At 51.6% G+C, this 25,573-nt stretch carries 23 protein-coding genes; 12 read left to right on the top strand and 11 right to left on the bottom strand.

Going from position 1 to position 25,573, the window contains the following annotated elements; genetic code table 11:
- From fabY to yihX, 4 genes are read right to left on the bottom strand one after another with little or no spacing between them, the layout of a single operon-like run.
- Nucleotides 1–942 carry a fatty acid biosynthesis protein FabY gene (gene fabY / locus ACDO57_RS22215; protein ID WP_023309755.1) on the bottom strand — a complete coding sequence of 314 codons (942 nt, stop codon included), beginning with the start codon at nt 940–942 and terminating at the stop codon, nt 1–3.
- A 44-nt stretch (nt 943–986) separates the two neighbouring features.
- Complete coding sequence (gene dtd, locus ACDO57_RS22210) at nt 987–1,424, bottom strand: D-aminoacyl-tRNA deacylase (protein WP_008501836.1); 438 nt, start codon at nt 1,422–1,424, stop codon at nt 987–989.
- Nucleotides 1,421–2,302 carry a virulence factor BrkB family protein gene (locus ACDO57_RS22205; RefSeq protein WP_370884596.1) on the bottom strand — a complete coding sequence of 294 codons (882 nt, stop codon included), beginning with the start codon at nt 2,300–2,302 and terminating at the stop codon, nt 1,421–1,423. Before ACDO57_RS22205 ends, dtd begins: the two co-directional genes overlap by 4 nt.
- Complete coding sequence (yihX, locus tag ACDO57_RS22200) at nt 2,296–2,895, bottom strand: glucose-1-phosphatase (protein ID WP_045909089.1); 600 nt, start codon at nt 2,893–2,895, stop codon at nt 2,296–2,298. Before yihX ends, ACDO57_RS22205 begins: the two co-directional genes overlap by 7 nt.
- 406 nt (nt 2,896–3,301) lie before the next feature.
- Between yihX and ACDO57_RS22195 the strand changes: the two genes are divergently transcribed.
- The 4 genes from ACDO57_RS22195 (at nt 3,302) to ACDO57_RS22180 (ending at nt 7,818) form a co-directional block, all read left to right on the top strand.
- Nucleotides 3,302–4,078 carry a hypothetical protein gene (locus ACDO57_RS22195; protein WP_024909214.1) on the top strand — a complete coding sequence of 259 codons (777 nt, stop codon included), beginning with the start codon at nt 3,302–3,304 and terminating at the stop codon, nt 4,076–4,078.
- A 2-nt stretch (nt 4,079–4,080) separates the two neighbouring features.
- Nucleotides 4,081–4,365, top strand: a complete 285-nt coding sequence (locus ACDO57_RS22190; RefSeq protein WP_023309759.1) for a hypothetical protein — start codon at nt 4,081–4,083, stop codon at nt 4,363–4,365.
- A 68-nt stretch (nt 4,366–4,433) separates the two neighbouring features.
- A complete protein-coding gene (locus ACDO57_RS22185; RefSeq protein ID WP_157189888.1) occupies nt 4,434–5,708 on the top strand; it encodes an HlyD family secretion protein in 1,275 nt (424 codons plus the stop codon).
- Complete coding sequence (locus tag ACDO57_RS22180; protein ID WP_024909216.1) at nt 5,701–7,818, top strand: peptidase domain-containing ABC transporter; 2,118 nt, start codon at nt 5,701–5,703, stop codon at nt 7,816–7,818. The genes ACDO57_RS22185 and ACDO57_RS22180 overlap by 8 nt, the downstream gene beginning before the upstream one ends.
- A gap of 156 nt (nt 7,819–7,974) precedes the next feature.
- Here the strand turns inward: ACDO57_RS22180 and typA are convergent, their stop codons facing one another.
- Nucleotides 7,975–9,798: a ribosome-dependent GTPase TypA gene (gene typA / locus ACDO57_RS22175; RefSeq protein WP_023331638.1), complete on the bottom strand. Its 1,824-nt coding sequence runs from the start codon at nt 9,796–9,798 to the stop codon at nt 7,975–7,977.
- 378 nt (nt 9,799–10,176) lie between these two features.
- On the opposite strand from typA, the gene glnA reads away from it, so the two are divergent.
- The 4 genes from glnA to ACDO57_RS22155 all read left to right on the top strand — a co-directional run bounded on the left by glnA (nt 10,177) and on the right by ACDO57_RS22155 (nt 14,450).
- Nucleotides 10,177–11,586: a glutamate--ammonia ligase gene (gene glnA / locus ACDO57_RS22170; RefSeq protein WP_024909217.1), complete on the top strand. Its 1,410-nt coding sequence runs from the start codon at nt 10,177–10,179 to the stop codon at nt 11,584–11,586.
- 169 nt (nt 11,587–11,755) lie between these two features.
- A complete protein-coding gene (gene glnL, locus ACDO57_RS22165) occupies nt 11,756–12,805 on the top strand; it encodes a nitrogen regulation protein NR(II) (RefSeq protein ID WP_023333897.1) in 1,050 nt (349 codons plus the stop codon).
- Nucleotides 12,806–12,816: 11 nt separating this feature from the next.
- Nucleotides 12,817–14,229 carry a nitrogen regulation protein NR(I) gene (gene glnG / locus ACDO57_RS22160; RefSeq protein WP_024909218.1) on the top strand — a complete coding sequence of 471 codons (1,413 nt, stop codon included), beginning with the start codon at nt 12,817–12,819 and terminating at the stop codon, nt 14,227–14,229.
- Between the two features lie 110 nt (nt 14,230–14,339).
- Nucleotides 14,340–14,450, top strand: coding sequence for a YshB family small membrane protein (locus ACDO57_RS22155; protein WP_023333898.1), 111 nt, complete (start codon nt 14,340–14,342; stop codon nt 14,448–14,450).
- A 66-nt stretch (nt 14,451–14,516) separates the two neighbouring features.
- On the opposite strand, the gene hemN is transcribed toward ACDO57_RS22155, so the two are convergent.
- Nucleotides 14,517–15,890, bottom strand: coding sequence for an oxygen-independent coproporphyrinogen III oxidase (gene hemN, locus ACDO57_RS22150; RefSeq protein ID WP_048989735.1), 1,374 nt, complete (start codon nt 15,888–15,890; stop codon nt 14,517–14,519).
- 188 nt (nt 15,891–16,078) lie between these two features.
- A complete protein-coding gene (yihI, locus tag ACDO57_RS22145; protein ID WP_014885763.1) occupies nt 16,079–16,594 on the bottom strand; it encodes a Der GTPase-activating protein YihI in 516 nt (171 codons plus the stop codon).
- A 578-nt stretch (nt 16,595–17,172) separates the two neighbouring features.
- Here yihI and yihA point away from each other — a divergent pair.
- Nucleotides 17,173–17,802 carry a ribosome biogenesis GTP-binding protein YihA/YsxC gene (gene yihA, locus ACDO57_RS22140; RefSeq protein ID WP_023309768.1) on the top strand — a complete coding sequence of 210 codons (630 nt, stop codon included), beginning with the start codon at nt 17,173–17,175 and terminating at the stop codon, nt 17,800–17,802.
- Between the two features lie 311 nt (nt 17,803–18,113).
- Here yihA and polA read toward each other — a convergent pair whose 3' ends face one another.
- On the bottom strand, nt 18,114–20,906 hold the full coding sequence (polA, locus tag ACDO57_RS22135; RefSeq protein WP_370884595.1) for a DNA polymerase I: 2,793 nt from the start codon (nt 20,904–20,906) through the stop codon (nt 18,114–18,116).
- A 440-nt stretch (nt 20,907–21,346) separates the two neighbouring features.
- Between polA and ACDO57_RS22130 the strand changes: the two genes are divergently transcribed.
- The gene (locus ACDO57_RS22130; protein ID WP_148769969.1) at nt 21,347–22,255 is read left to right on the top strand and encodes an acyltransferase; all 909 of its coding nucleotides are present in this window, start codon (nt 21,347–21,349) and stop codon (nt 22,253–22,255) included.
- A gap of 23 nt (nt 22,256–22,278) precedes the next feature.
- Here ACDO57_RS22130 and dsbA read toward each other — a convergent pair whose 3' ends face one another.
- The 3 genes from dsbA to ACDO57_RS22115 form a co-directional block, all read right to left on the bottom strand.
- The gene (gene dsbA, locus ACDO57_RS22125) at nt 22,279–22,902 is read right to left on the bottom strand and encodes a thiol:disulfide interchange protein DsbA (protein ID WP_045909081.1); all 624 of its coding nucleotides are present in this window, start codon (nt 22,900–22,902) and stop codon (nt 22,279–22,281) included.
- Between the two features lie 27 nt (nt 22,903–22,929).
- On the bottom strand, nt 22,930–23,916 hold the full coding sequence (locus tag ACDO57_RS22120; protein ID WP_370884594.1) for a serine/threonine protein kinase: 987 nt from the start codon (nt 23,914–23,916) through the stop codon (nt 22,930–22,932).
- Between the two features lie 75 nt (nt 23,917–23,991).
- A complete protein-coding gene (locus tag ACDO57_RS22115) occupies nt 23,992–24,261 on the bottom strand; it encodes a YihD family protein (protein WP_008501866.1) in 270 nt (89 codons plus the stop codon).
- Nucleotides 24,262–24,329: 68 nt separating this feature from the next.
- Between ACDO57_RS22115 and mobA the strand changes: the two genes are divergently transcribed.
- Together mobA and mobB are read left to right on the top strand one after the other, a co-directional pair.
- Nucleotides 24,330–24,914, top strand: coding sequence for a molybdenum cofactor guanylyltransferase MobA (mobA, locus tag ACDO57_RS22110; protein ID WP_024909224.1), 585 nt, complete (start codon nt 24,330–24,332; stop codon nt 24,912–24,914).
- The gene (gene mobB, locus ACDO57_RS22105; protein WP_024909225.1) at nt 24,911–25,414 is read left to right on the top strand and encodes a molybdopterin-guanine dinucleotide biosynthesis protein MobB; all 504 of its coding nucleotides are present in this window, start codon (nt 24,911–24,913) and stop codon (nt 25,412–25,414) included. Before mobA ends, mobB begins: the two co-directional genes overlap by 4 nt.
- The last annotated feature ends 159 nt before the right edge of the window (nt 25,415–25,573 follow it).

The following is a 25,573-nucleotide window of genomic DNA, read 5'->3' as shown; positions in this document are numbered from 1 at the left end:
TTACTCCTCCTCGTTCCCACCCTCTTCATACGCGCCGAAGGGCTTCGCCGGAAGAACGATATAGGTGCCTTCAAACACCGCGCCCGGTGTTTTATCGCCAAACAGTTCAACCTGCATTTGGACGCGAGCCTTGCGGCCACGTGCCAGACGGTCCAGATCGCCGCCCAGTGACCCCAGATCGGCCACCGCGCTCGGCTTGCCGCTGATCGGTGCGCTATAGCGGATGTGAGCATCGGCCAGAATGATGGTGCCACCCAGATGGCGCTCGCGCAGCATCAGCCAGATCAGCCCCCAGCCGGTGAGCGTGGCCAGTGAGAACAGGCTGCCGGCAAACAGCGTGTGGTGCGGGTTCTGATTGCCGGTTTCCGGCATGGTGGTAATAAATTTTTGTCCGGTGTACTGCTGAATGCGCACGCCCATTTTTTCACTGAGCGGAATATGCTGATACCAGGCCTGCTGGAGCTGTCCGCACCAGTCGGCGCGATGCAGAATATCGTCCAGCGTGGCGATGGGTTTGATCATCAAAAAATGACGAATCGGCGTGGTTTGCGGGGTCGTGATCTCCCCCTGATTCACAAAACCAAGTTTGGCAAAGAATTCTACGGCATCTTCGCGGGCGCTACAGGTGACGCGCTTGACCCCTTCCTGACGGGCGACGGACTCCAGGGTCATCGCCATTAGCGTCCCCAGACCTTTGTCCTGCACGGAGGGATGAACCGCCATAAAGCGAATAGACGCTTCGTTATCGGCGTTGATATACAAACGCCCGACGGCGACGAGGTTACCCTCTTCGTCCATCACCATCTGATGGTGGGCCATCGCGTCCCAGGCGTCGCGTTCAGAGCCTTTTGGCTGATGCAGTGGCTTGCGCAGCATTTCCCAGCGGAACTGGTAATAAGCGTCTAACTCTTCTTCCGTTTGCGGTACTCGAAGGTGATACATAGCTGTACTCTCTCTTGTTACCCGCGGCCATGCCGTAAGTATGCTCATACCTGGAGCCAGAATGTGACAGGGCCATCGTTCACCAGCGACACCTGCATATCTGCAGCGAATCGTCCGGTTTGCGTATTCATTTCCTGCTGGCGACAACGCTCAACAAAGTACTCGTAAAGTGCTTCTGCACGATCCGGCGCGGCGCCTTTAGAGAAACTCGGGCGCATGCCGCGCTCGGTATCCGCTGCCAGCGTAAACTGGGAAACCACCAGCACGCTGCCGCCTGCCTGCTGAACGTTCAGGTTCATCTTGCCTTCCGCATCGCTGAAAATACGGTAGCCCAGCACGCGCTCACATAAGCGGTTGGCTTTTTGTTCGTCGTCATCCTTTTCGACACCTAACAACACCAAAAGTCCTGGGCCAATTTCACCCGTCACCTCTCCCTCCACGGTGACGCTGGCACGGGTTACGCGCTGTATCAATGCAATCATGGTTGGTCTGCTTCTAATTGTTTTTCAGCTTCTGCTGCTTTTTTCAGTTCGCGGTAAACACCGAGAGTGACAGTTATTTCGGCACCAAGCAAGACGATACACCAGGTCCAGTAGACCCAGACAAACAAAATGGGGATCACCGCCAGCACGCCGTAAATAAGCTGATAGGACGGAAACATGGTGATGTAGAGGGCAAACCCTTTTTTACCGAGCTCAAAAAGCAACGCCGCCACCAGCGCCCCCACAACCGCATCGCGGTTAGGCACGCGCGTGGTCGGCACGACGCTATAGAGCAGCCAGAACGAGAGCCACGACAGGATCAACGGGAAGATGCGAAGCGCATTATCAATTACGCCGTTTAACTCACTCGCCCAGCGCAAGGAGAGAAGATACGAACTGATCGCCAGGCTCGCCCCGGCCAGCAGCGGCCCCAGCGTGAGAATCATCCAGTACACGGCAAAGGAATACACCTTTGGCCGCGCTTTTTTACTCCGCCAGATCGTGTTCAGCGCGTTATCAATGGCATACATCAATAACAGCGCCGTGACGATAAGACCGCACGCCCCCACTGCCGTCATCTTGCTGGAATTGGCAACAAACTGCTCAATGTAGTTCTGGATAACATCCCCGGTTGCCGGAATGAAATTCGCGAAGACAAAATGACGAAGCTGCACGCTGACGTCCGCAAACATCGGAAAGGCGGAGAACAGGGCAAAGATGACCGCCACCAGCGGCACTAACGAGAGCAATGACACGTAGGCGAGGTTACCCGCCAGCGTGGTCATATTGTCCTCATCAATCCGGTGCCAGAGCAGTTTCAGCCAGGCCCGCAGCGGGCGAGTATGGTGCGTGGCTTTTTGATGAACGGTTTTTAGCATAGCTGCTTCGCAAAGTAGTCAGGTATCGTCTCTTTTCCGGTCACCAGAATTGACGTAATACCCAACTGGTTAGCTCCCTCTATATTATCGGCGTTGTCATCAAAAAAGACCGCATCGGCCGCGGTGAATCCCTCTGCCTGCAGAACAGCCTGATAAATTCGCGCTTCAGGCTTACGCATACCCATCTCCTGCGAAAGATAGATCTTATCTGCCGCCGCCTTAACTTCAGGGTATTCCTCAGGCCAGAACGTCGTGTGCAGACGGTTGGTATTTGATAGCACAACGACCCGATGCCCCTGCTCGCGCAGTTTGTGCATGATGTCGATCACCTCAGGCCGAATGGCGACAAATACCGCCTGCCAGCCGTGGGAAAACTGCTCGTAGCTTAACGGTAGATCCATCTCCTGACAGAAACGTTCCGCGAATTCCTCATCACTGATCTCGCCCCGCTCATGCTGATGGAAGGTCTCGCCCATCGCGAAATTTTGCTTTAACGTTGCCAGCGGCACGCGGCTAAAGTCGCTCCACGCACCCAGCACGCGATTAAAATCGATATCGACGATTACGTTTCCTAAATCAAAGATATAAAGCATGGTTATCTCCTGCTCGCCGTGGAGAGGTAACTGTAGCGGGAAAGATAAAGTTTGGCTATGCACGAGATTCAGCTGAGAGGGAGCAGTATGAAGAACAAAAATTTAGCCCGGGAAGATGATATTGGCTTTCGGGCGATAGGCTGGGATGAGTTTTATTTAAGTGCGTTTTTGCGAAGATATACGTTTTAATTCATTTTGCAAAAAATTATAGAAAAACGCTTCCATAAGCTTTTTCTCATCACCATATTCCCCCAGTTTTTTCCATGACAATCCCATTTCTCGCGGCTTTGCGAGAAATTGCAACAAGTTTACTTTACTTAAATTTACATTTAGATACAAATACTCTATTTATCTTCTTTTTTATAATGCTAAGTTTACATTACTTTACACATGGAGCTGCACTTTCGTGAAGATTAAAAAGGGATACGTCCTCAGTGCCGTATTAATAGCAATACTCTGCGCATTCGCTATTTATTCATACAATGCCTACCGATTTAAAAAAGCCAGCAGAGATATTTTATATCAACTCTCTAGCCAACTGATTGTGAAGCAAGGGCTTGAACCAAAACTTTCAACCCACCTCGTTTTTGATACGTTATATATCGACGGAAACATATCCAAAGATGATGACAAAATCATTGTGGGGCTTATCAGAAAAAACCTTATCCCTGTCAGAACGATATCCATAAACAGTGGTGGTGGCGATGTCGAAACTGCAATAAAAATAGCACAAGTTATTCATGATAAAGAAATTAACATTGAGGTCAGGCGATTATGCCTTTCTTCCTGTGCTAACTATCTTTTCCCAGCGGCAAAAAACAAAATCATCAACTATGGTTCCATTATTGGTTTCCATGGGTCGCCTAATTCTGATGACAATAAGTTAACAACTACGGTTAACGGAGAAATCAATACAGACACAACGATAACAGATCGCATTTTCTCAGAAATAAGAAAAACGGATAAAGCATTCTACAAAGATATAAATGTGTCATGGATGATGCCACTTTGCGGGCAAAAAGAAAATATTGGTGATCCAGACACAGGTCTGTCGACGTACAGCGAAAAGGATTTTACGCGTTTTGGCGTAAAAAACATTTCATTCACGGATGGTGAAATGGTATGGAAAAAGTCTATGGATATTATGGGTATACCTTTTGCTCACTATTGCAAGGAAAATTAATAATGCGTGAACTCAATGAAAGTGAATTAAGTAACGTCAGCGGTGCAGGAATGTGGGGTTCTATCGGTAGTGCGATTGGTGGGATGTTCGGTGGTGGTAGCGCTGGTTGTAATGGCAGCTATTCTCACACCAGCACCACTAACAAAGATGGTTCTCACTCTGAAAGCACATCCTTTAGCGGTGGTTGCTCGGTTAACGTTGGTGGTAAAAGCGGTGGTTCATCAAAAGGTAATGGTGGTTCGAAAAGTGGCGGTGGCCGCCAGGGTAATGATCACGGTAGACATTAATTCCTGAACCATTATAACTCATAGCCGCTGATATTTGGCGGCTATTTCCACCCCGCAGGAGGCCAGATATGTTTCGCAAGGAAGCTATTGAATATCAGAGTACACGGTGGGAAGGGAAAGCTGTTCTTCTGCCGGGCATCCCTTTTGCTCTTATCATATTGCTCAGCATTTTTTTTATTGCTTCCATTTCTATTTTTATTACCAAAGGTTCCTACACCCGTCGCGTCATCGTTCACGGTGAAATAACCACTTTCCCTGGCTCAGTGAATATCTCTGCATCAATGCAGGGTACAGTCGTGCAGAGTTTTGTTAATGAAGGCGATCGCGTAAAAAAAGGTGATGCTCTCTTTCTCATTCATTCGGGTGTATCGACGCAATCAGGCCTGGTTGATGAGAATAAAAAAAAGGAGATCGCGCTACAGATAAAGAGTATCAGCGTAATGATGGCAAATTTGAACTCTTCGAAAAACCGTACGCTCAACGCGCTGACGACTCAAAAAGATCATTATCAGTCCAGTTTTAATACCTCATCTGGGCTACTGGTGCAGGCTGAGCGGGAACTGCATCAGATTGAGAAGAACGTTAACGATTACCGTGGTTATCAGGAAAAAGGTCTGGTCACCAAAGACCAGATGAGTAGCCAAAACGCACTACTCTACCAACAGCAGAGCAATGTTTCTGACCTGGTCGCCAGAAAATCACAGGACCAGGTTCAGATCGATGCGCTCAATCAGCAAATCCAGTCCCAGAGCGCTGATTATGACCAACAGATTTACCAGCTTGAGCAAAAAATATACGAACTGCAAAAAGAAAAGTTAAATACAGAAGCGGAAGGTAATTATGTCATCGTGGCAACAGCCGATGGCTTAATCGACTCCATCAATACGGCGCAAGGTAAGATGATCGGCGCAGGCGATGTACTGGCGCGAGTTCAGCAGAATATCCATTCTCCATGCTATCTCGAAACCTGGGTTCCGGATGAAGTTCTTCCTTATCTGGCGATTGGCCAGCGCGTTAATGTTAGTTACGACGCCTTTCCTTATGAAAAATTTGGTCAGTTCAGGGCATCAATATCAGCAATATCCAGGCTTCCGGCATCGAAGCCAGAACTCCTGTCAAAGCAGACCATCGCACATGAATTCTATGACGATAAAAAGTCCTGGTACAAAATCATGATCAAACCTGACCTACAGTCTGTGCAAGTTCATGGAAAACAACTCTCACTGAGCCAGGGAGCCAAAGCGCAGATTTCTCTTTTCCTTGAAAAGAGACATATCTATGAGTGGTTATTATCGCCATTTTACGAAATGAAAATGAGCGTAACGGACGCAGGTAATGAATAATCTTTATACACTTGAGACGCTGCTGCGCAAGTTGGATCTGAAAATATTTAAACGCATCCCAGTTGTCTTTCAAACCGAAGCGTCCGAATGTGGCCTGGCCTGTCTTTCAATGATATGCAGTTTTTATGGCAAGCAGGTGGATCTACTGCAACTCCGGCAACAATTCAATTTGTCATCACGTGGGGTCAACCTCAATGCGATAAAAGCAATTGCCAGTGAACTGGAGATGTCGTCACGCGCATTGTCCGTGGACCTTCAGGAATTACATGACGTGCGTAAGCCCTGCATATTGCATTGGGATTTTAACCATTTTGTCGTACTGATTAAGGTCGATAAGAACAGCGCGGTGATCCACGACCCTGCGTTTGGACGACGGGTGATTAGCATGCCCGAATTGTCCCAACATTTTACTGGTGTTGTGCTTGAGGTATGGCCGGGAACCACTTTCTCAGTTCAAAAGAAGCAAAACAGGTTAAAAGCGACCACGTTATTAAAGAATATCAATGGACTGATAACTTCACTGACGAAGGTATTTTTCTTATCGCTGGTGATTGAGTTGATCAGCCTGCTAATGCCAGTGGGGACACAATTAGTCACGGATAATGTGATTGCATCCGGAGATTACGGTTTACTTAATATCATCTGTCTTGGGTTGTTTATTCTGATTCTGTTACGTTTGACGGTCAGTGTCATACGCTCCTGGACCACGCTGATACTGGGAACACTCATCGACGTCCAGTGGAGTTTTAGCCTCTTTTCTCACCTTATTAAGCTACCGACCACCTATTTTGAAAGACGCAAACTGGGGGACATTCAGTCTCGCTTCCACTCGCTTGATGTTATACGGGCCACTTTTACCACAGGTTTGACTGGTAGCATTATTGATACGCTAATGCTCATGGGTTTGCTGGTAATGATGTTTTTATACAACCTGCAGCTCAGCATGATAGTGGTCTCTTTTACCGCAATATACACCTTCATTCGGTTTGCTACCTATCGATACTATCGCCAGCTATCCGAAGAAGAGTTAATCAAGGAAGCACGCCTTAATTCTTATTTTATGGAAACCCTGTACGGTATCGCGACGATTAAGATTCAGGGGATGACTGACCTGAGAATCAATAACTGGTTTAATCTTTTTTCAGATAAGGTCAATACAGGCATTCGTTTGACGCGAATGGATCTTTTCTTTGGTGGCGTCGTCTCTTTTATCGCCGCCTGCGACCAAATTGTTATCCTGTGGGTTAGCGGCAGGCTGATGATGGATAGTCATTTAACCATCGGTATGTTTATCGCATTTAACACCTTCAGGAGTCAGTTCTATGACCGAATAAATGCCCTGATCAACTTTATCATTCAGCTGAAGATCATCAACTTACACAATGAACGCGTTGCCGATATTGCGCTGCAGGAAGCATCTTCTTCAACGGCCACCAGCCCGCTGCGTTTACCACACGGAGCCTTAACGCTCGAAACTCAGGATCTGACTTACCGTTATGATAACCATGCGGACCCTATCTTCAGCAAACTGAATCTGACCATTCATGCCGGAGAGAGTATTGCTATTACGGGCGTATCGGGTTCAGGTAAAAGCACCTTGATGAAAGTGTTGTGCGGTTTATTCGAACCGTCGAACGGCTGCGTCCGAATTAATGGCATTGATATTAAGCAACTTGGTTTCGAGCATTATGCTGAACGCATTGCCTGTATCATGCAGGAAGATAAGCTGTTTTCAGGCTCAATCAAAGAGAATATCGCCGGTTTTCGGCCTGACATTGACGAGCAGTGGATGGTGCAATGCGCTATCGCAAGCCATATTCATAATGACATTTTAAAGCTACCAATGGGTTACGAGACACTGATTGGTGAACTTGGGGAAGGGTTGTCCGGCGGTCAAAAACAGCGGATTTATATTGCCCGGGCATTATACCGTAAACCGGGTATTTTATTCATGGACGAGGCGACCAGCCACCTTGATAAAACCAGTGAAAGTCAGGTCAATCAGTCTATACAGGCGATGAACATTACGAGGATTATTATCGCGCATCGCGAAACCACGATTTCATCGGCAGATCGGGTGTTCGTGATAAATGGAGCAGAGTTACCCTAATCCGTGAATTTCGCAGGAAAAAGATAGCGTTGGGACATAACGTCCCCGGGTAATGAAGAATTCTGGCGATCATCGAATAAAAAAGCCGCTGAGGGATCAGCGGCTTTTTACCTGCCGGGTGGCGCGTGCGCTTACCCGGCCTATAGATTGACCGTATTAGTCTTCTTTCGCACCGCGCATAGCACGTTTACGATCGTTCTCGGTCAGGTGACGTTTACGGATACGAATTGACTGTGGAGTCACTTCTACCAGTTCGTCATCATCGATGAATTCCAGAGCCTGCTCCAGAGTCATCTTGATCGGTGGAACCAGAACCGTTGCTTCGTCAGTACCGGACGCACGCATGTTGGTCAGTTTCTTACCGGTCAGGCAGTTTACGGTCAGGTCGTTAGAACGACTGTGAATACCGATGATCTGGCCTTCATAAACTTCAGCACCGTGACCCAGGAACAGCTTACCGCGATCCTGCAGACCGAACAGCGCAAACGCAACCGCTTTACCCTGACCGTTGGAGATCAGTACGCCGTTGTTACGCTGGCCCACTTCGCCCGGACGAACGTCGTCGTAGTGGCTGAAGGTGGAGTACAGCAGGCCGGTACCAGAGGTCATGGTCATGAACTCAGAACGGAAGCCGATCAGGCCACGGCTTGGGATCACGTAGTCGAGACGTACGCGGCCTTTGCCATCTGGATTCATGTTTTTCAGGTCGCCTTTACGCTCACCCAGAGCCTGCATCACAGAACCCTGGTGCTGCTCTTCAACGTCCAGCGTTACGTTTTCGAATGGCTCTTGTTTACGGCCATCGATCTCGCGGAAGATTACTTTCGGACGGGAAACCGCCATTTCGAAACCTTCACGACGCATGTTTTCGATCAGAACAGACAGGTGCAGCTCACCACGACCCGAAACGCGGAATGCATCAGCGTCTTCGGTTTCTTCAACGCGCAGCGCAACGTTGTGCACCAGCTCTTTGTTCAGGCGGTCAAGGATCTGACGAGAGGTAACGAACTTACCTTCTTTACCACAGAACGGAGAGGTGTTGACGTTGAAGAACATGGATACGGTTGGTTCATCAACGGACAGGGCTGGCAGCGCTTCGACGTTCTGCGGATCGCAGATGGTGTCGGAGATGTTCAGTTCACCCAGACCGGTGATAGCGATAATGTCGCCCGCTTCAGCGATGTCGCTCTCGATACGCTCAAGACCCAGGTGAGTCAGTACTTTACCAACTTTACCGTTACGGGTTTTGCCTTCGCTATCGATGATAGTAACCTGCTGGTTAGGCTTCACTTTACCGCGCTTGATACGACCAATGCCGATTACGCCAACGTAGTTGTTGTAGTCGAGCTGAGAGATCTGCATCTGCAGGGTACCGTCGAGATCGACGTTTGGCGCAGGAACACGGTCAACAATCGCCTGATACAGCGGGGTCATGTCTTCAGCCATGTCTTCGTGGTCCAGACCTGCGATACCGTTCAGCGCAGAGGCGTAAACGATAGGGAAGTCCAGCTGCTCGTCGGTCGCGTCGAGGTTAACGAACAGGTCGAAGACCTGGTCAACAACCCAGTCAGGACGCGCGCCAGGGCGGTCAACTTTGTTGATAACAACGATTGGCTTCAGACCATGGGCAAAAGCTTTTTTGGTCACGAAGCGCGTCTGTGGCATTGGGCCATCCATTGCGTCAACGACCAGCAGAACGGAGTCTACCATGGACATTACACGTTCAACTTCACCACCGAAGTCGGCGTGCCCTGGGGTATCAACGATGTTGATACGGTAGTCATTCCATTTAATCGCGGTGTTTTTCGCGAGGATGGTAATCCCACGCTCTTTCTCCAAATCGTTGGAGTCCATCACGCGTTCTTGGGTTTCGGCACGCGCATCAAACGTACCGGATTGCTGCAGCAGCTTGTCAACCAGGGTAGTTTTACCATGGTCTACGTGCGCGATGATGGCGATGTTACGCAAATTTTCGATCACAACTTTGCCTCAGGCATTTAGAAATAGCGCGTTATTGTACACGGATTAATCGCACTACAAAACAGGATCACAAACATCCCCCGCAAACAAGTCATGCAGGGATGCTTTGTGATCGCTTTCACGGAGCGGTAAAAGGGCTCTTTAACGTAAATTGCACCAATATGGTGCTCAATGTTCACATTGAAGCACTATACTGGTGCAACAAATCCATCGTGGTGCAGCCCTTTTGCACTATGGTGCGCATGATAACGCCTTTTTGGGGTGTTTTAAAAGTTGGCACAGATTTCGCTTTATAAAAAATACATGGCACCAGCCAGTACAAACAGAAATTGAAGACCTCGTTACCACGACGACAATGACCAATCTGGAGAGTTAAGTATGTCCGCTGAACACGTTTTGACGATGCTGAACGAACATGAAGTGAAGTTTGTTGATCTGCGCTTCACCGATACCAAAGGTAAAGAACAGCACGTCACAATCCCTGCTCATCAGGTGAACGCCGAATTCTTCGAAGAAGGCAAAATGTTTGACGGCTCCTCCATTGGTGGCTGGAAAGGCATTAACGAATCCGACATGGTTCTGATGCCGGACGCGACCACTGCGCTCATTGACCCGTTCTTCGAAGAACCAACCCTGATCATCCGTTGCGACATCCTCGAGCCAGGCACGCTGCAGGGCTACGACCGTGACCCACGTTCTATCGCAAAACGCGCTGAAGAGTACCTGCGTTCTACCGGCATCGCAGACACCGTTCTGTTCGGACCAGAGCCAGAGTTCTTCCTGTTTGACGACATCCGTTTCGGCGCTTCAATTTCTGGTTCCCACGTGGCTATCGATGACATCGAAGGCGCATGGAACTCTTCCACCAAATACGAAGGTGGTAACAAAGGTCACCGTCCTGGCGTGAAAGGCGGTTACTTCCCGGTTCCTCCGGTCGATTCTTCACAGGACATCCGTTCTACCATGTGTATGATCATGGAAGAGATGGGCCTGGTTGTTGAAGCGCACCACCACGAAGTGGCGACTGCTGGCCAGAACGAAATCGCTACCCGCTTTAACACCATGACCAAGAAAGCGGATGAGATTCAGATTTACAAATACGTTGTGCACAACGTTGCGCACCGTTTCGGTAAAACCGCGACCTTCATGCCAAAACCAATGTTTGGCGATAACGGTTCCGGTATGCACTGCCACATGTCTCTGTCCAAGAACGGTACCAACCTGTTCTCTGGCGACAAATATGCCGGTCTGTCCGAGCAGGCGCTGCATTACATCGGTGGTGTTATCAAACACGCTAAAGCGATCAACGCCCTGGCGAACCCAACCACTAACTCCTACAAGCGTCTGGTCCCGGGCTACGAAGCGCCAGTGATGCTGGCCTACTCTGCACGTAACCGTTCTGCTTCTATCCGTATTCCTGTGGTGGCGTCTCCTAAAGCACGTCGTATCGAAGTGCGCTTCCCGGATCCAGCGGCTAACCCATACCTGTGCTTCGCAGCACTGCTGATGGCCGGTCTGGACGGTATTAAGAACAAGATCCACCCGGGCGAAGCGATGGACAAAAACCTGTACGACCTGCCGCCAGAAGAAGCGAAAGAGATCCCACAGGTTGCTGGCTCTCTGGAAGAAGCCCTGCAGGCGCTGGACGCAGACCGCGAGTTCCTGACTGCAGGTGGTGTGTTCACTGATGAAGCGATTGACGCTTACATCGCCCTGCGTATTGAAGAGAACGACCGTGTGCGTATGACGCCACACCCGGTTGAGTTCGAACTGTACTACAGCGTTTAATAAAGTTGTTTTACCCGGCGTGACAAGCGCCGGGGGTAGTTGCCGTGGAAACTTTTAGCCCATCTCCGGATGGGCTTTTTTCTCCACCAACAACCTGATCTCACGCGCTATTTACGCCGAAAACGCTATACTGCACTAAAACAGTGCAACAACTCCAGGAGACTGCTGAATGGCAACTGGCACGCTGCCCGATGCTGGGCAGATCCTCAATTCTTTGATTAACAGCATTTTGCTGGTCGATGACGAGCTGGCCGTTCATTACGCCAACCCGGCGGCGCAGCAGCTGCTCGCCCAAAGCGCACGTAAACTGTTCGGCACCCCGCTTCCTGAACTCCTGAGCTATTTTTCGCTGAATATTGGCCTGATGCAGGAAAGTTTGCAGGCTGGCCAGGGGTTTACCGATAACGAAGTGACGCTGGTGATCGACGGGCGCTCGCACATTCTGTCGCTGACCGCGCAGCGTCTTCCCGATGGGATGATCCTGCTGGAAATGGCGCCGATGGATAATCAGCGTCGACTGAGCCAGGAGCAGCTTCAGCATGCGCAGCAAATTGCCGCCCGTGACCTGGTGCGCGGTCTGGCGCATGAAATCAAAAACCCGTTGGGTGGATTACGCGGCGCGGCGCAGCTTCTGACCAAGGCACTCCCCGATCCCGCGCTGGCGGAGTACACCAACGTCATCATTGAGCAGGCGGACCGTCTGCGAAATCTGGTAGACCGTCTTCTTGGTCCGCAGCAGCCGGGAATGCACGTCACTGAAAGCATCCATAAAGTGGCTGAACGGGTGGTGAAGCTCGTCTCAATGGAGCTGCCGGAGAACGTCACGCTGGTACGTGATTACGACCCAAGCCTGCCGGAACTGGCCCATGATCCGGACCAGATTGAGCAGGTCCTGTTGAATATTGTGCGTAATGCCCTGCAGGCGCTGGGGCCTGAAGGGGGCGAGATTATTTTACGCACCCGCACCGCCTTCCAGCTCACGTTACACGGCGTGCGCTACCGGCTGGCGGCCCGAATCGACGTTGAGGATAACGGGCCCGGCATTCCATCGCATCTGCAGGATACCCTGTTCTACCCGATGGTAAGCGGTCGCGAAGGCGGGACCGGCCTGGGCTTATCCATTGCCCGCAGTTTGATCGATCAACACTCCGGGAAAATTGAATTTACCAGTTGGCCGGGACACACCGAGTTTTCGGTTTTCCTGCCGATTAAAAAATAAAGGTGACGTTTATGCAACGAGGGATAGTCTGGGTAGTCGATGACGATAGCTCCATCCGTTGGGTGCTTGAACGCGCGCTCACAGGGGCAGGATTAAGCTGCACGACGTTTGAGAGCGGCAGCGAAGTGCTCGATGCACTCACCACCAAAACGCCGGATGTTCTGCTTTCGGATATTCGTATGCCGGGCATGGACGGGCTGGCGCTGTTAAAGCAGATCAAACAACGCCACCCTATGCTTCCGGTCATCATAATGACCGCGCATTCCGATCTGGATGCCGCAGTGAGCGCCTATCAGCAAGGGGCGTTCGATTACCTGCCCAAACCGTTTGATATTGACGAAGCGGTGGCGCTGGTTGAGCGCGCGATTAGCCATTATCAGGAGCAGCAACAGCCGCGCCACGCGCCCGATTTTGGGCCAACGACAGACATCATCGGCGAAGCGCCGGCGATGCAGGACGTGTTTCGCATTATCGGTCGTCTGTCCCGCTCGTCCATCAGCGTCTTGATTAACGGCGAATCGGGAACCGGTAAAGAGCTTGTGGCGCATGCATTGCATCGCCATAGCCCGCGGGCAAAAGCGCCGTTTATCGCTCTGAATATGGCGGCGATCCCGAAGGATTTGATTGAGTCCGAACTGTTCGGCCATGAAAAAGGGGCATTTACCGGCGCTAATACCATTCGTCAGGGGCGTTTCGAACAGGCTGACGGTGGCACGTTGTTCCTGGACGAAATTGGCGATATGCCGCTGGATGTTCAGACCCGCCTGCTGCGCGTGCTGGCCGACGGACAGTTTTACCGCGTGGGCGGCTATGCGCCGGTGAAGGTAGACGTGCGCATTATTGCCGCGACCCACCAGAACCTGGAGCAACGCGTGCAGGAAGGGAAATTCCGTGAGGATTTATTCCATCGCCTGAACGTCATCCGCGTTCATCTGCCGCCGCTGCGTGAGCGTCGGGAAGATATTCCCCGCCTGGCGCGTCATTTTCTGCAGGTGGCCGCCCGCGAGCTGGGTGTGGAAGCCAAGCAGCTTCACCCGGAAACCGATGCCGCTCTGACGCGCCTGGCGTGGCCGGGCAACGTGCGTCAGCTGGAAAACACCTGCCGCTGGTTAACCGTGATGGCCGCCGGGCAGGAAGTGCTGATTCAGGATTTACCCGCTGAGCTGTTTGAAGCGACCGCGCCTGAAAGCACTACCGGGCACGCGCTGCCGGACAGCTGGGCGACGCTGCTGGCACAGTGGGCCGACCGCGCGTTGCGTTCCGGTCATCAAAACCTGCTGTCTGAAGCTCAGCCAGAGATGGAGCGTACGCTGTTAACTACCGCGCTTCGTCATACGCAGGGTCACAAGCAGGAAGCCGCTCGCCTGTTGGGATGGGGACGTAATACCCTGACGCGCAAGCTTAAAGAGTTGGGAATGGAGTGATCTTCCCCGAAGTGTAAAGGTTATTAATTGAGCGCAAATCGCCGTTATTTTGCGCTTTACTGTTCCGATGAGTTTTGTATGATCGTGCCCGGAAATTGGGGGTGAACATCATGCTGGAAACAATCGTGAATATGCTCTCTAGCGGAGCCGCTGAAAGCCACACGCCACAAACCGCCGTTGCGGCTATGTTGTGTGCGGCGCTGGTTGGGCTGTTTAGCTAGCGGGGTTGAACGTAAAAGCCGGGTGGCGGCTTCGCCTTACCCGGCCTACGTTTGCGCTTTTGCGGCTTAAATCACCCGCGAGAACTGCTGCAGTCGCGCTTTCTGACGCAGATACGCGTCGAAGCACATGCAGATATTACGGATCAACAGACGCCCTTTCGGCGTGACCTCAATCGCGCTCTCCGACACATCCACCAGCCCGTCTTTCGCCAGCGGCGCCAGAAGCTTCAGGTCTTCTGCGAAATAATCGCTGAAGTTCAGCTCCCACTGCGCTTCCACGTCGCTGAAATCGAGACGGAAGTTGCAGATAAGCGCCTTAATCACATCGCGACGGACACAGTCATCGCGCGTTAATGCAATGCCGCGCCACAGCGCGTTGCCCGTCTCATCAACCTGCTGGTAATACAGCTTCAGTTCTTTTTGGTTTTGCGCGTAGCAGTCGCCAATCATGCTGATGGCGGAGACGCCCATTCCCAGCAAATCGGTATCGCCCTGGGTCGTGTAGCCCTGGAAGTTGCGGTGCAGGACCCCTTCGCGCTGAGCTACCGCCAGTTCGTCATCCGGACGGGCAAAGTGATCCATCCCGATAAACTGATAACCGGTTTCGGTCAGCGAGGTGATCGTTTCCTGCAGGATATCCAGCTTCTGCTGGGCAGAAGGCAGATCGGCATCTTTGATTTTGCGCTGGGCAGCAAACAGCGTCGGCAGATGCGCGTAGTTAAAGACGCTCAGGCGGTCCGGGTTGAGTTCGGCCACGCGCTTCAGGGTGAAGGCGAAGCTTTCCGGCGTCTGCTTTGGCAGGCCGTAAATCAGGTCAATATTGGTCGAGGTGAAGCCAATCTCACGCGCGTGATTGAGTAAGGCAAAGATAAATTCTTCGTCCTGCTCGCGATTCACCAGACGCTGAACCTCTTTATTGAAATCCTGCACGCCCATGCTCAGACGATTGAAGCCTTCGGCGCGTAAGTGATCCAGTACATCCAGCTCAATTTCACGCGGATCGACTTCGATCGAGATTTCAGCGTCAGCGTTAAAACTGAAATTGCCGCGCAGCAGGGTCATCAAGCGGCTTATTTGCGCTTTATTCAGATAGGTTGGCGTGCCGCCGCCCCAGTGAAGCTGACTGACGTGACGGCCAGCAAACAGCGGCGCGCGATGCACAATTTCTTGTTCGAGCGCATCAAGGTACTGGTCGGCTTTATGCTGCTGACGGGTCACGATTTTATTGCAGCCGCAGAAGTAACACAGCTTATGGCAGAACGGAATATGGACGTAGAGAGACAGCGGACGCTCAGGATAGCGCGCGACAGCCTGCTGGAAATCACGCTCTCCGAAGGCATCGGAGAACTCCAGCGCGGTGGGGTATGACGTATAACGCGGCCCGGAATAGTTATATTTCTGGATTAGGGCCAAATCCCAGTCGATAGTTGGTGCTGACATGCTCACTCCTTCCGTTGGTGTCGCGTTCGTATACGGCGGCCCGTTCTGGCCCCATCGCGGGTCATCACTCGGGTGCGCAGCCACTTCTGTCGCCGCGACAACCGCCGTAGTTTAACGAATAACCACACCAGATAACATATAACCGGAAGGGTTATAAGCAGGACTATCGTGCCTGCCGGGTGCAAATGTTAGTTTCCACCCTTCAGAAGACGCATCATATCTTCCTGCTTTTCGTCTTCTTCTTCGTCGTCTTCGTCATCGTAAGACAGGCCCAGCTTCTGCATCAGCTCGTCGATGCGATCCAGTTTGGCATCCACCCATGACTGCTCTTCGGCGGTCAGGGTTTCACCCTCTTCAAGACGTTCCAGCAGCGCGTCCAGGCGCTCATCGTTCTCCAGCAAATCCAGCTCAGCCTGCGGTGAAAGCATAGGTTTCTCGCTCTTTGGTTTGTGCTGCTTAGTGACCGGGGTGTCTGTCACGCCCAGTGGAATGGGAGTTTTACTGCCGATACGAGGATCTTTCTGCTGTTTGCCTTTTGCAGAAGCGCCCGCTGCACCACCACCGTTGGCACGGCTACCCGCAGCATGACCGCGATGTTTTTTGTCGCGTTTGCGATCGCGCGCTTCCTGGTTCAGTTCTTCGCGCGTTTTGCGGCGTGCTTTTGCAGGGCGTTTCGCGCCCGCAGCGGAGGTTGGTTTTTTCATGATGTTTTATCTTTAAGTCGTTTTCTTCAGTATAGAATTGCGGCGAAATCTAGCAGAAAGCAAGCAAAGAAAAAAGGCGACAGAGCAATCTGTCGCCTTTTTTCCTGACTCACAACCCTTAGCGGGTCAGACATTCCGTGTTTGCCAACAACAAACCCTGTTTATCCCTTGGCTAATACCGTCCGTGATACGGTTCCCTTTCCTGCTTTAAACGCCTCCAGGCGCTGGTCATCCTGACAATCCTGCGTCTTCGCCTCCTGGCGCTCCTGACCCTAATCCTTAAGTCGATATCCTGTTGGCTTCCTCGCCCTGACGCACACTTTACCTTGTTCCGTTAAACTAACAAGCAACGAAACGGTACAAAAAGGGATTTTCAGACAATTACCCGGGAATAAGCTTATGATTTAAAACAGTTTGGCTTTTTTGACGCCTGCGAATTCTCTGAAATCTCCCATAGCCTCTCTGGCCGATCTCTCACACTGGTTGGGGCATTCGCCTACAAGTCCTGGCAATCAGAAAAGCCTTTTGCCTGCATTCAGGTATAATCCCCCTCAGATTACGATTTTGGAGACGACCACGTGACTACCTGGAACTACCAACAGACGCATTTTGTCACCAGTGCGCCCGATATTCGCCACCTCCCTTCTGATACCGGTATTGAAGTGGCCTTTGCTGGCCGCTCCAATGCGGGGAAGTCCAGCGCCCTGAATACGCTGACCAATCAGAAGAGCCTGGCGCGTACCTCAAAAACACCTGGCCGTACCCAGCTCATCAACCTGTTTGAAGTCGCAGAGGGCAAACGCCTGGTCGACTTACCGGGCTACGGTTACGCGCAGGTACCGGAAGAGATGAAAATCAAGTGGCAGCGTGCGCTGGGGGAATACCTGGAAAAACGCCTGTGCCTGAAAGGTCTGGTGGTGCTGATGGATATTCGCCATCCCCTGAAAGATCTGGATCAGCAGATGATCGACTGGGCTGTGGCAAGCGATATCGCCGTGCTGGTGCTGCTGACGAAAGCCGATAAGCTGGCAAGCGGCGCGCGCAAAGCGCAGGTGAATATGGTTCGCGAAGCGGTGCTGGCGTTCAACGGTGACGTGCAGGTTGAGCCGTTCTCCTCGCTGAAAAAGCAGGGCGTGGACAAGCTGCGTCAGAAGCTCGACACCTGGTTTAGCGAGCTGGAACCCGCGACGGAAGCGGAAGAAGAGTAATACCGAGCGCGGCGATGGCCGCGTTTTTTTTGCCTGAATTTTTCTTTGCCGCAATAAAAAACGCCCCAGTCATTACTGACTGGGGCGGCTAAAATATTCAGCCAAATCCGATTACGTGAAGTAAAAGGTCTGAAAGATAGAACATCTTACCTCTGTACCCTACGCCGATAACTCTACCCCTTTTTGTGCTGCAGAAAAAGCACTTTTTGTAGTTTTTTTTCATTCTTTACATAGGGAATTCTAATGATCGTCACAAAACGCGCGTTGTTATGTTGCAAACTTACATAAAAGGCGCGTTATGCGAAGAACCATTAGTGAGCCTGATCCCAGTTTTCACCACTTCCCACTTCCACCAGCAACGGCACGTCAAGCGTCATGCTGCTTTCCATCAGTTCGTGGATCTTCTTCGACACGGCGTCGAGGTCCTCTTTGTGCACTTCAAATACCAGTTCATCGTGTACCTGCATGATCATTTTCACGCGAGGCTTCTCTTTCTCCAGCCAGGCATCAACGGCGATCATTGCACGCTTAATAATGTCCGCCGCGGTACCCTGCATCGGGGCGTTGATCGCCGCACGCTCTGCGCCAGCGCGACGCGCCGCGTTGCTGGATTTGATGTCAGGTAAGTAGAGACGGCGACCATCAAGGGTTTCGACATAACCTTTCTCCTTCGCCTGCGCGCGAGTGCGTTCCATATATTCCAGCACCCCCGGATAACGCTCGAAGTAGAGATCCATATACTTCTGCGACTCTTTACGCGGAATGTTGAGCTGGCGCGAAAGCCCGAATGCACTCATGCCGTAAATCAGACCGAAGTTGATCGCCTTAGCGCTGCGGCGCTGTTCGTTGGTCACGCTGTCCAGCGGCAAACCGAAGACTTCTGCCGCGGTTGCCCGGTGGATATCCTTCCCTTCGGCAAATGCGCTCAACAGGCCTTTGTCACGGGACAGGTGCGCCATAATGCGCAGCTCAATTTGCGAGTAGTCCGCCGAGACAATCAGATAATCCTCTGGAGCGATGAAAGCCTGGCGAATACGACGGCCTTCTTCGTTACGTACCGGGATATTCTGCAGGTTGGGATCGGTTGATGAGAGTCGACCGGTCGCCGCGACAGCCTGATGGTATGAGGTATGCACGCGGCCCGTTTTCGGGTTGATCATCAGCGGGAGCTTATCAGTGTAGGTAGACTTCAGCTTCGCGAGACCACGGTACTCCAGAATCACTTTCGGCAGCGGATAATCCAGCGCCAGCTCTTCCAGCACCTCTTCAGAGGTTGACGGCGCACCGCCAGGGGTTTTCTTCAGCGGCTTGATGCCCTGCTTTTCAAACAGGATGGTTTGCAGCTGCTTCGGTGAAGAAAGGTTAAACGGCTCGCCTGCAAGCTCATGCGCTTTTTGCTCCAGCTCGGTCAGGCGCTGCGCCAGTTCCCCGGAGTGGTTATGCAGCACCGTTGGATCGATTTTCACGCCGTTACGTTCAATGCGTGACAGCACGGGCACCAGCGGCATCTCGATATGCTGGAACACATTCAGCGGACCTTCGTGCTTCTGCAGTTTTGGCCACATTTTCAGGTGCAGCTGCAGCGTGACGTCAGCGTCTTCCGCCGCGTAGCGTCCTGCCTCTTCGAGAGCAATCTGGTTAAAGGTGAGCTGATTTTTCCCTTTGCCGGCAATCTCTTCGAAGGTGATCGTTTTGTGCTTGAGCCAGCGGTCAGATAAGGAATCCATATCATGGCGACCCGCGACGCTGTCCAGAATGTAGGATTCGAGCATGGTGTCGAAGGCGATCCCGCGCAGTTCAATGCCGTAGTTTTGCAGAATGCCACGATCGTACTTGAGGTTTTGCCCAACCTTAAGCGCCTTTTCGTCTTCCAGGATCGGCTTCAGCAGCTCAAGCACGCGTTCACGGGAGAGCTGCTCCGGCGCATCCAGGTAATCGTGCGCAACGGGAACATAGGCCGCATGACCAGGCTCTGTCGCAAATGACAGGCCTACCATATTGGCAGAAATGTTATCGAGACTGTCCGTTTCGGTGTCAAAGGCGAAGACCGGCGCTTTTTTCAGTTTCTCGATCCAGGCGATCAGCTGCGACTCTTCAAGAAGGGTTTCGTAGTTGTCGAAGGTAAGCACCACGGCTTCTTCTTCCGCCTGCTCTTCTGCGTCAACGACAATCGTCTCCTTCGGTTTTGCCGCAGGTTTCGCCCCTTTTGCCTGCAGCCACTTGCCGGCTTCCACGTCAGTGGTCCAGCGCTTAAATTCGTATTTCTTAAACAGACTTAGAAGCTCGTCCGCAGAAGGCTGCTGCACTTCCAGCTGCTCACAGCCCAGCTCCAGTTCGACATCGGTTTTAATGGTTGCCAGCTTATAGGAGAGATAAGCCACCTCTTTGTTCTCTTCCAGCTTCCCGGCCATGGTTTTTGCACCACGGAAGGAGAGCCCGGCGATTTTGTCTGATTCGGCGTAGAGCGTATCCAGCCCGCCAAGCCCCTGAAGCAGCGCCTGCGCGGTTTTCTCACCGACGCCGGGAACACCAGGGATGTTATCCGAGGAGTCGCCCATCAACGCGAGGAAGTCGATAATCAGCTCAGGCGGCACGCCATACTTAGTGACCACTTCTTCTGGCCCCAAAATGGTGTTGGTCATGGTGTTAATCAGGGTGATACCTGGCGTTACCAGCTGCGCCATATCTTTATCACCGGTGCTGATCAGCACAGGACGACCCATTTTTTCTGCTTCACGCGCCAGCGTGCCGATGACGTCATCGGCTTCAACGCCGGAGACCGCCAGCAGCGGCAGCCCCATCGCTTTTACCATGGCGTGCAGCGGCTCAATCTGCGCACGCAGATCGTCAGGCATTGGCGGACGGTGGGATTTGTAATGCTCAAACAGCTCATCGCGGAAGGTTTTACCTTTCGCATCAAAGACGACGGCCGCATGGGTTGGCTGATACTGAAGGATCAGGCTGCGCAGCATGTTCAGCACGCCATACATTGCGCCGGTGGGTTCCCCTGCGCTATTGGTCAGAGGAGGAAACGCATGGTATGCCCGATACAGGTAAGAAGAGCCATCGACGAGAATAAGAGGGTTTTCTGGGATCTGAACCATAATGTCCGTGCCTTTAATCAATTTATGGGTAAAGGATGCCACAGAAGGATGAAAACATCAGTTATTAGCGCCAGATACAGGAAAAGATTTTGCGATCGTGAGGATCGCTCGCAAAAATCAAACTGTGGATAAGTTTGTGTATATTTTCACTTCATATGAATAACAGACGCAAAAAACACATATGAGGTAATATTTAGATCTTAATTATCATGCTGTTATGTTGTCATATCTTATCTATATGGCCAACTGATGGCAATTTAGTCTATGTGGATATAAGCCTTGATTCGCGCAGAACCCCAGAGAAATCTGCTGCGCCAGGGTAAAAGCCGCCAAATCATCATGTGAAAGCGCCATTCATTTGTCTGTTTTCTGGTAAAATCAGCGCCCAGCGTCGACTAGTCGGTCGCTCACTTACAGCTAACTATTTGAAAAAGCTCATCATGTCGAGATTGCTCGCTGCAATAACATTACTGCTAAGCATCATTTTAACTATTCTGGTGACGATCGCCTGTTCCGTGCCGATCATTCTCGCCGGGATCATTAAACTGCTGCTGCCTGTACCCGTGGTGTGGCGAGCCGTGTCCGCATTTTGTAACTTCATGATGTATTGCTGGTGCGAAGGGCTGGCGATCCTGTTGTGCCTTAACCCGCATCTGAAGTGGGATGTCAAAGGGCTGGAGAGTCTCAACAAAAAGAACTGGTACCTGCTGATCTGCAATCACCACAGCTGGGCGGACATCGTGGTGTTATGCGTGCTTTTTCGCAAACACATCCCGATGAACAAATACTTCCTGAAACAGCAGCTCGCCTGGGTGCCTTTTATCGGGCTGGCCTGCTGGGCGCTCGATATGCCGTTTATGAAACGCTATTCGCGCAGCTATTTGATTCGTCATCCGGAACGTCGCGGTAAGGATGTGGAGACCACGCGCCGTTCCTGTGAAAAGTTTCGCGCACATCCAACGACCATCGTGAACTTTGTTGAAGGTTCCCGGTTTACGGAAGAGAAGCGCCAGCAAACTCGCTCTCCTTATCAGCATCTGTTGCCGCCGAAAGCGGCGGGGATTGCGATGGCGCTTAACGTGCTGGGAGCACAGTTCGATAAACTTCTTAACGTCACGCTCTGCTATCCGGAAAACGACAGGACGCCGTTCTTCGATATGCTCAGCGGCAAACTGACGCGCATTGTCGTGCACGTCGACCTGGTTCCGATTGACGCTGAACTGCACGGTGATTACGTAAACGATAAGAACTTCAAACGTCGTTTCCAGCAGTGGCTTAATACGCTCTGGAAAGAGAAAGACGAACAGATAGACAAGATAAAATCTTCATACAAAGACGCCGGTCAGTGACCGGCGTTTTTACATCAACGAAATTACTTCTTCTCAACCAGGTATTTCACGGTATCTGCATACTGCTGTACGAAAATATCCATGCTGCTGGTGTCCATGCCCTGCATGTTCAGCTGATATTTGCCGTTAACAAACATCGCCGGAACGCCCTGAAGCTGGAGATCAGCAGCCGCTTTTTCCTGCTGGGCAACCAGTGATTTCACCACGAAGCTGTTCCATGCGGCATCGTACTCTTCACCTTTCACGCCCGCATCAACGAACACTTTACGGATATCCGCAGTGGTCTGAACGGTCTGGGTTTTCTGTACGGCTTCAAACATTGGCGAAGTGATCTTATCTTCCACGCCCAGTGCCATCGCCACCGCCCATGCCTGAGTCAGGTCTTTACCCAATGGGCCCAGGAACTCAACGTGGTACTTGGTCATTTTGGTGCCTTCCGGCAGCTTTTTCTTCACGTTGTCAGAAACATGCAGCACCTGCTCGAACTGATAGCAGTGTGGGCAATAGAACGAGAAGAACTCCAGAACCTGTGGCTCGCCAGCGACCGGCTTGTCCAGCGTGATGAACTGTTTGCCGTCGGTAAACTGCGCAGCAGAAGCGCTAAATGCCAGAATCATACCTGCCAGCGCCAGCCAAATTTTTTTCATGATTAACTCTCTCCTGGGTGTGTCCAATTAATACATCGGCGTTAATTGCAGAGGGGGCTCCTGAAGAACCTTAACCTGCTCAGTAAATGTAGATATCTGGCTACGCCAGTAATCCTCTCCGGTAAGCCACGGGAAATTGCGAGGAAATGCCGGATCGTCCCAACGCCTGATTAACCATGCGAGATAATAAACAAAACGCATCGCACGTAAAGGCTCAATCAGGGCAATTTCGTCTGAATTAAACGGGCTAAGTTCTTCATAAGCTTCAATAATGGTTTCAAGCTGCATGCGTTGCTCGGCTTTGTCGCCATTGAGCAGCATCCACAGGTCCTGAACCGCTGGCCCCATACGCGCATCATCGAGATCGACAAACAGCGGGCCATCACGCCAGAGAATATTCCCGGCGTGACAATCGCCATGCAGGCGCAGAACGGAAATATCATCGCGCCAGCAGGTTTTCACTGCAGCAATAAGCTTATCGGTGGCGTTGAGGAAATCATCCTTTAGCGCAGCGGGGATCATTGCAGACGTTTCGAATAGTTCGCGCGGTTCAAGGAGGTATTCCTGAATCCCCATCGTTGGACGGGCAATAAAGGCTTTTTTGCGTCCCGTCTGGTGGATACGCCCAAGATAGCGGGCAACCCATTCCATCTGATCGATATTATCCGCTTCAAACTGACGACCACCCAGGCTTGGGAATACTGCGTAGTAATACCCTTCGTGCGTGAGGAGCGTTTGGTTATTGAATTTTAGCGGTGCGGCAACGGGAACATCGTCATCCAGCAGATCGTGAGCAAACTGATGCTCTTCCTGAATTTGTTCAGCGGACCAGCGTTCAGGACGATAGAACTTTACGACGAAGCGCTGACGATCCTCGTCCTGAAATTGATAGACGCGGTTTTCGTAGCTGTTTAATGGGGTTAGCCCGGAATCCACCCGAATACCCTGTTCAAACAGGGCATCCATAATGGTGTCCGGGTGTAATGTCTGGAAAGTAAAAGCCTGGTCGTTCATCCGATCATCCGGAAATTATACGAATGATTCAGGATATCATCTTGTGGCGATTTCGGTGCCGCCGCTTACAAGCTTTTACTCTTTAATTACGCCTCGGGCGCGCAATAATGCGGTCTTAAAATCTTCCTCATAATCTTTCTGAATACCAGGAATAACAGCATCTTTGGCGGAGTCGCGCATTTTAAGGTGGTAGATCAGGATGTCGTCAGAAAGGTCTGCCAGATCGCCGTCAAAACCTGACTCTTTCGCCAGTTTCTGTAAAAATTGCATCAGATTTAGCTCTGGCTCTTTTTGCCAGGCGGGCTGGAGGAGTTCAATAACTTCATTCAGACGTTTACATTTCATGGTGGTGCTCCTTTCATTTAGAGTGACACGTTAGCAGGGTCAATCCCACAATAAAAGAGGCGATATTCGTGAATGTTAGCCAGGAAATCATCGGGGTCGTTCTGGCAGGCGGCAGAGCAACGCGAATGGGCGGTAAAGATAAGGGGCTTCAGCTTCTTAATGGAAAGCCCTTGTGGCAGCATGTCGCCGATACGCTTGCCGGCCAGGTGACGGCAATGGCCATCAGCGCGAACAGGCATATCGACACTTACCGACGCAGCGGGTACGCCGTTTATCAGGATAGCCTTGAGAATTACCCGGGACCGCTTGCCGGTATGCTTTCGGTCATGCAACAGTCGCACGGAGAGTGGTTTATCTTCTGCCCTTGCGATACGCCGTTTATTCCCTCCTGTCTTGTCGAGCGTCTGCTCCTGCTTCGTGGTACAGCTCCTGTGGTTTGGGTACATGACGGCGAGCGTGACCATCCTGCTGTCGCGTTGATGCATCGTTCGCTAGCGCCTGCTCTGCAGAGCTATCTGGCTGCGGGAGAGCGCAGGGTGATGGTCTTCATGCGTGAGTCTGGTGGCCATTCCGTTGATTTTAGCGATGTGAAATCAGCGTTTGTGAACGTGAACACGCATGAAGATTTGCAGATGATGCAGGAGAAAAAATGATACCTCTTTTAGCCATTTCCGCATGGAGTGGGACCGGGAAAACCACGCTGCTGAAAAAGCTGATACCCGCGCTGTGTGCCAGAGGCCTTCGTCCTGGATTGATTAAGCATAGTCATCACAACATGGATATCGATACGCCAGGAAAAGACAGCTATGAGCTGCGTAAGGCCGGAGCAGCACAAACGATGGTAGCAAGTCCTCAGCGCTGGGCGTTAATGACAGAAACGCCGGACGAGGCGCCGCTGGATCTCGCTTATCTGGTCAGTCGGATGGATCATTCCACCCTGGATCTGGTGCTGATTGAAGGATTTAAGCATGAGGCAGTGCCTAAGATCCTGCTGTTCAGAAGCGATGCCGGGCATGATTTCAGCGAGTTAACGCTGGATGAGCATGTGATTGCGGTGGCCAGTGATGTGGTATTGCCGCTTGAGGTTCCGGTGCTGGACTTAAATGATGTGGATGGGATTGCGGGCTTTATTGTGACGTGGAGTGCGGTCTGACGTGCCGGGTGGCGGCTTGCCTTACCCGGCCTGCCGTTTTTTTGGCGCATAAACGCAAAAAGGCCATCCTTTCGGATGGCCTCTTCACTTGTTTGATGCCTGGCAGTTCCCTACTCTCACATGGGGAGACCCCACACTACCATCGGCGCTACGGCGTTT

The organism is Enterobacter cloacae complex sp. 2015409, from assembly GCF_041365315.1.
In the GTDB taxonomy this organism is placed as follows: Bacteria; Pseudomonadota; Gammaproteobacteria; order Enterobacterales; family Enterobacteriaceae; genus Enterobacter; species Enterobacter pseudoroggenkampii.
Note: the sequence above shows the minus strand (reverse complement) of the source record. Positions and strands in the feature narration are given on the sequence as shown.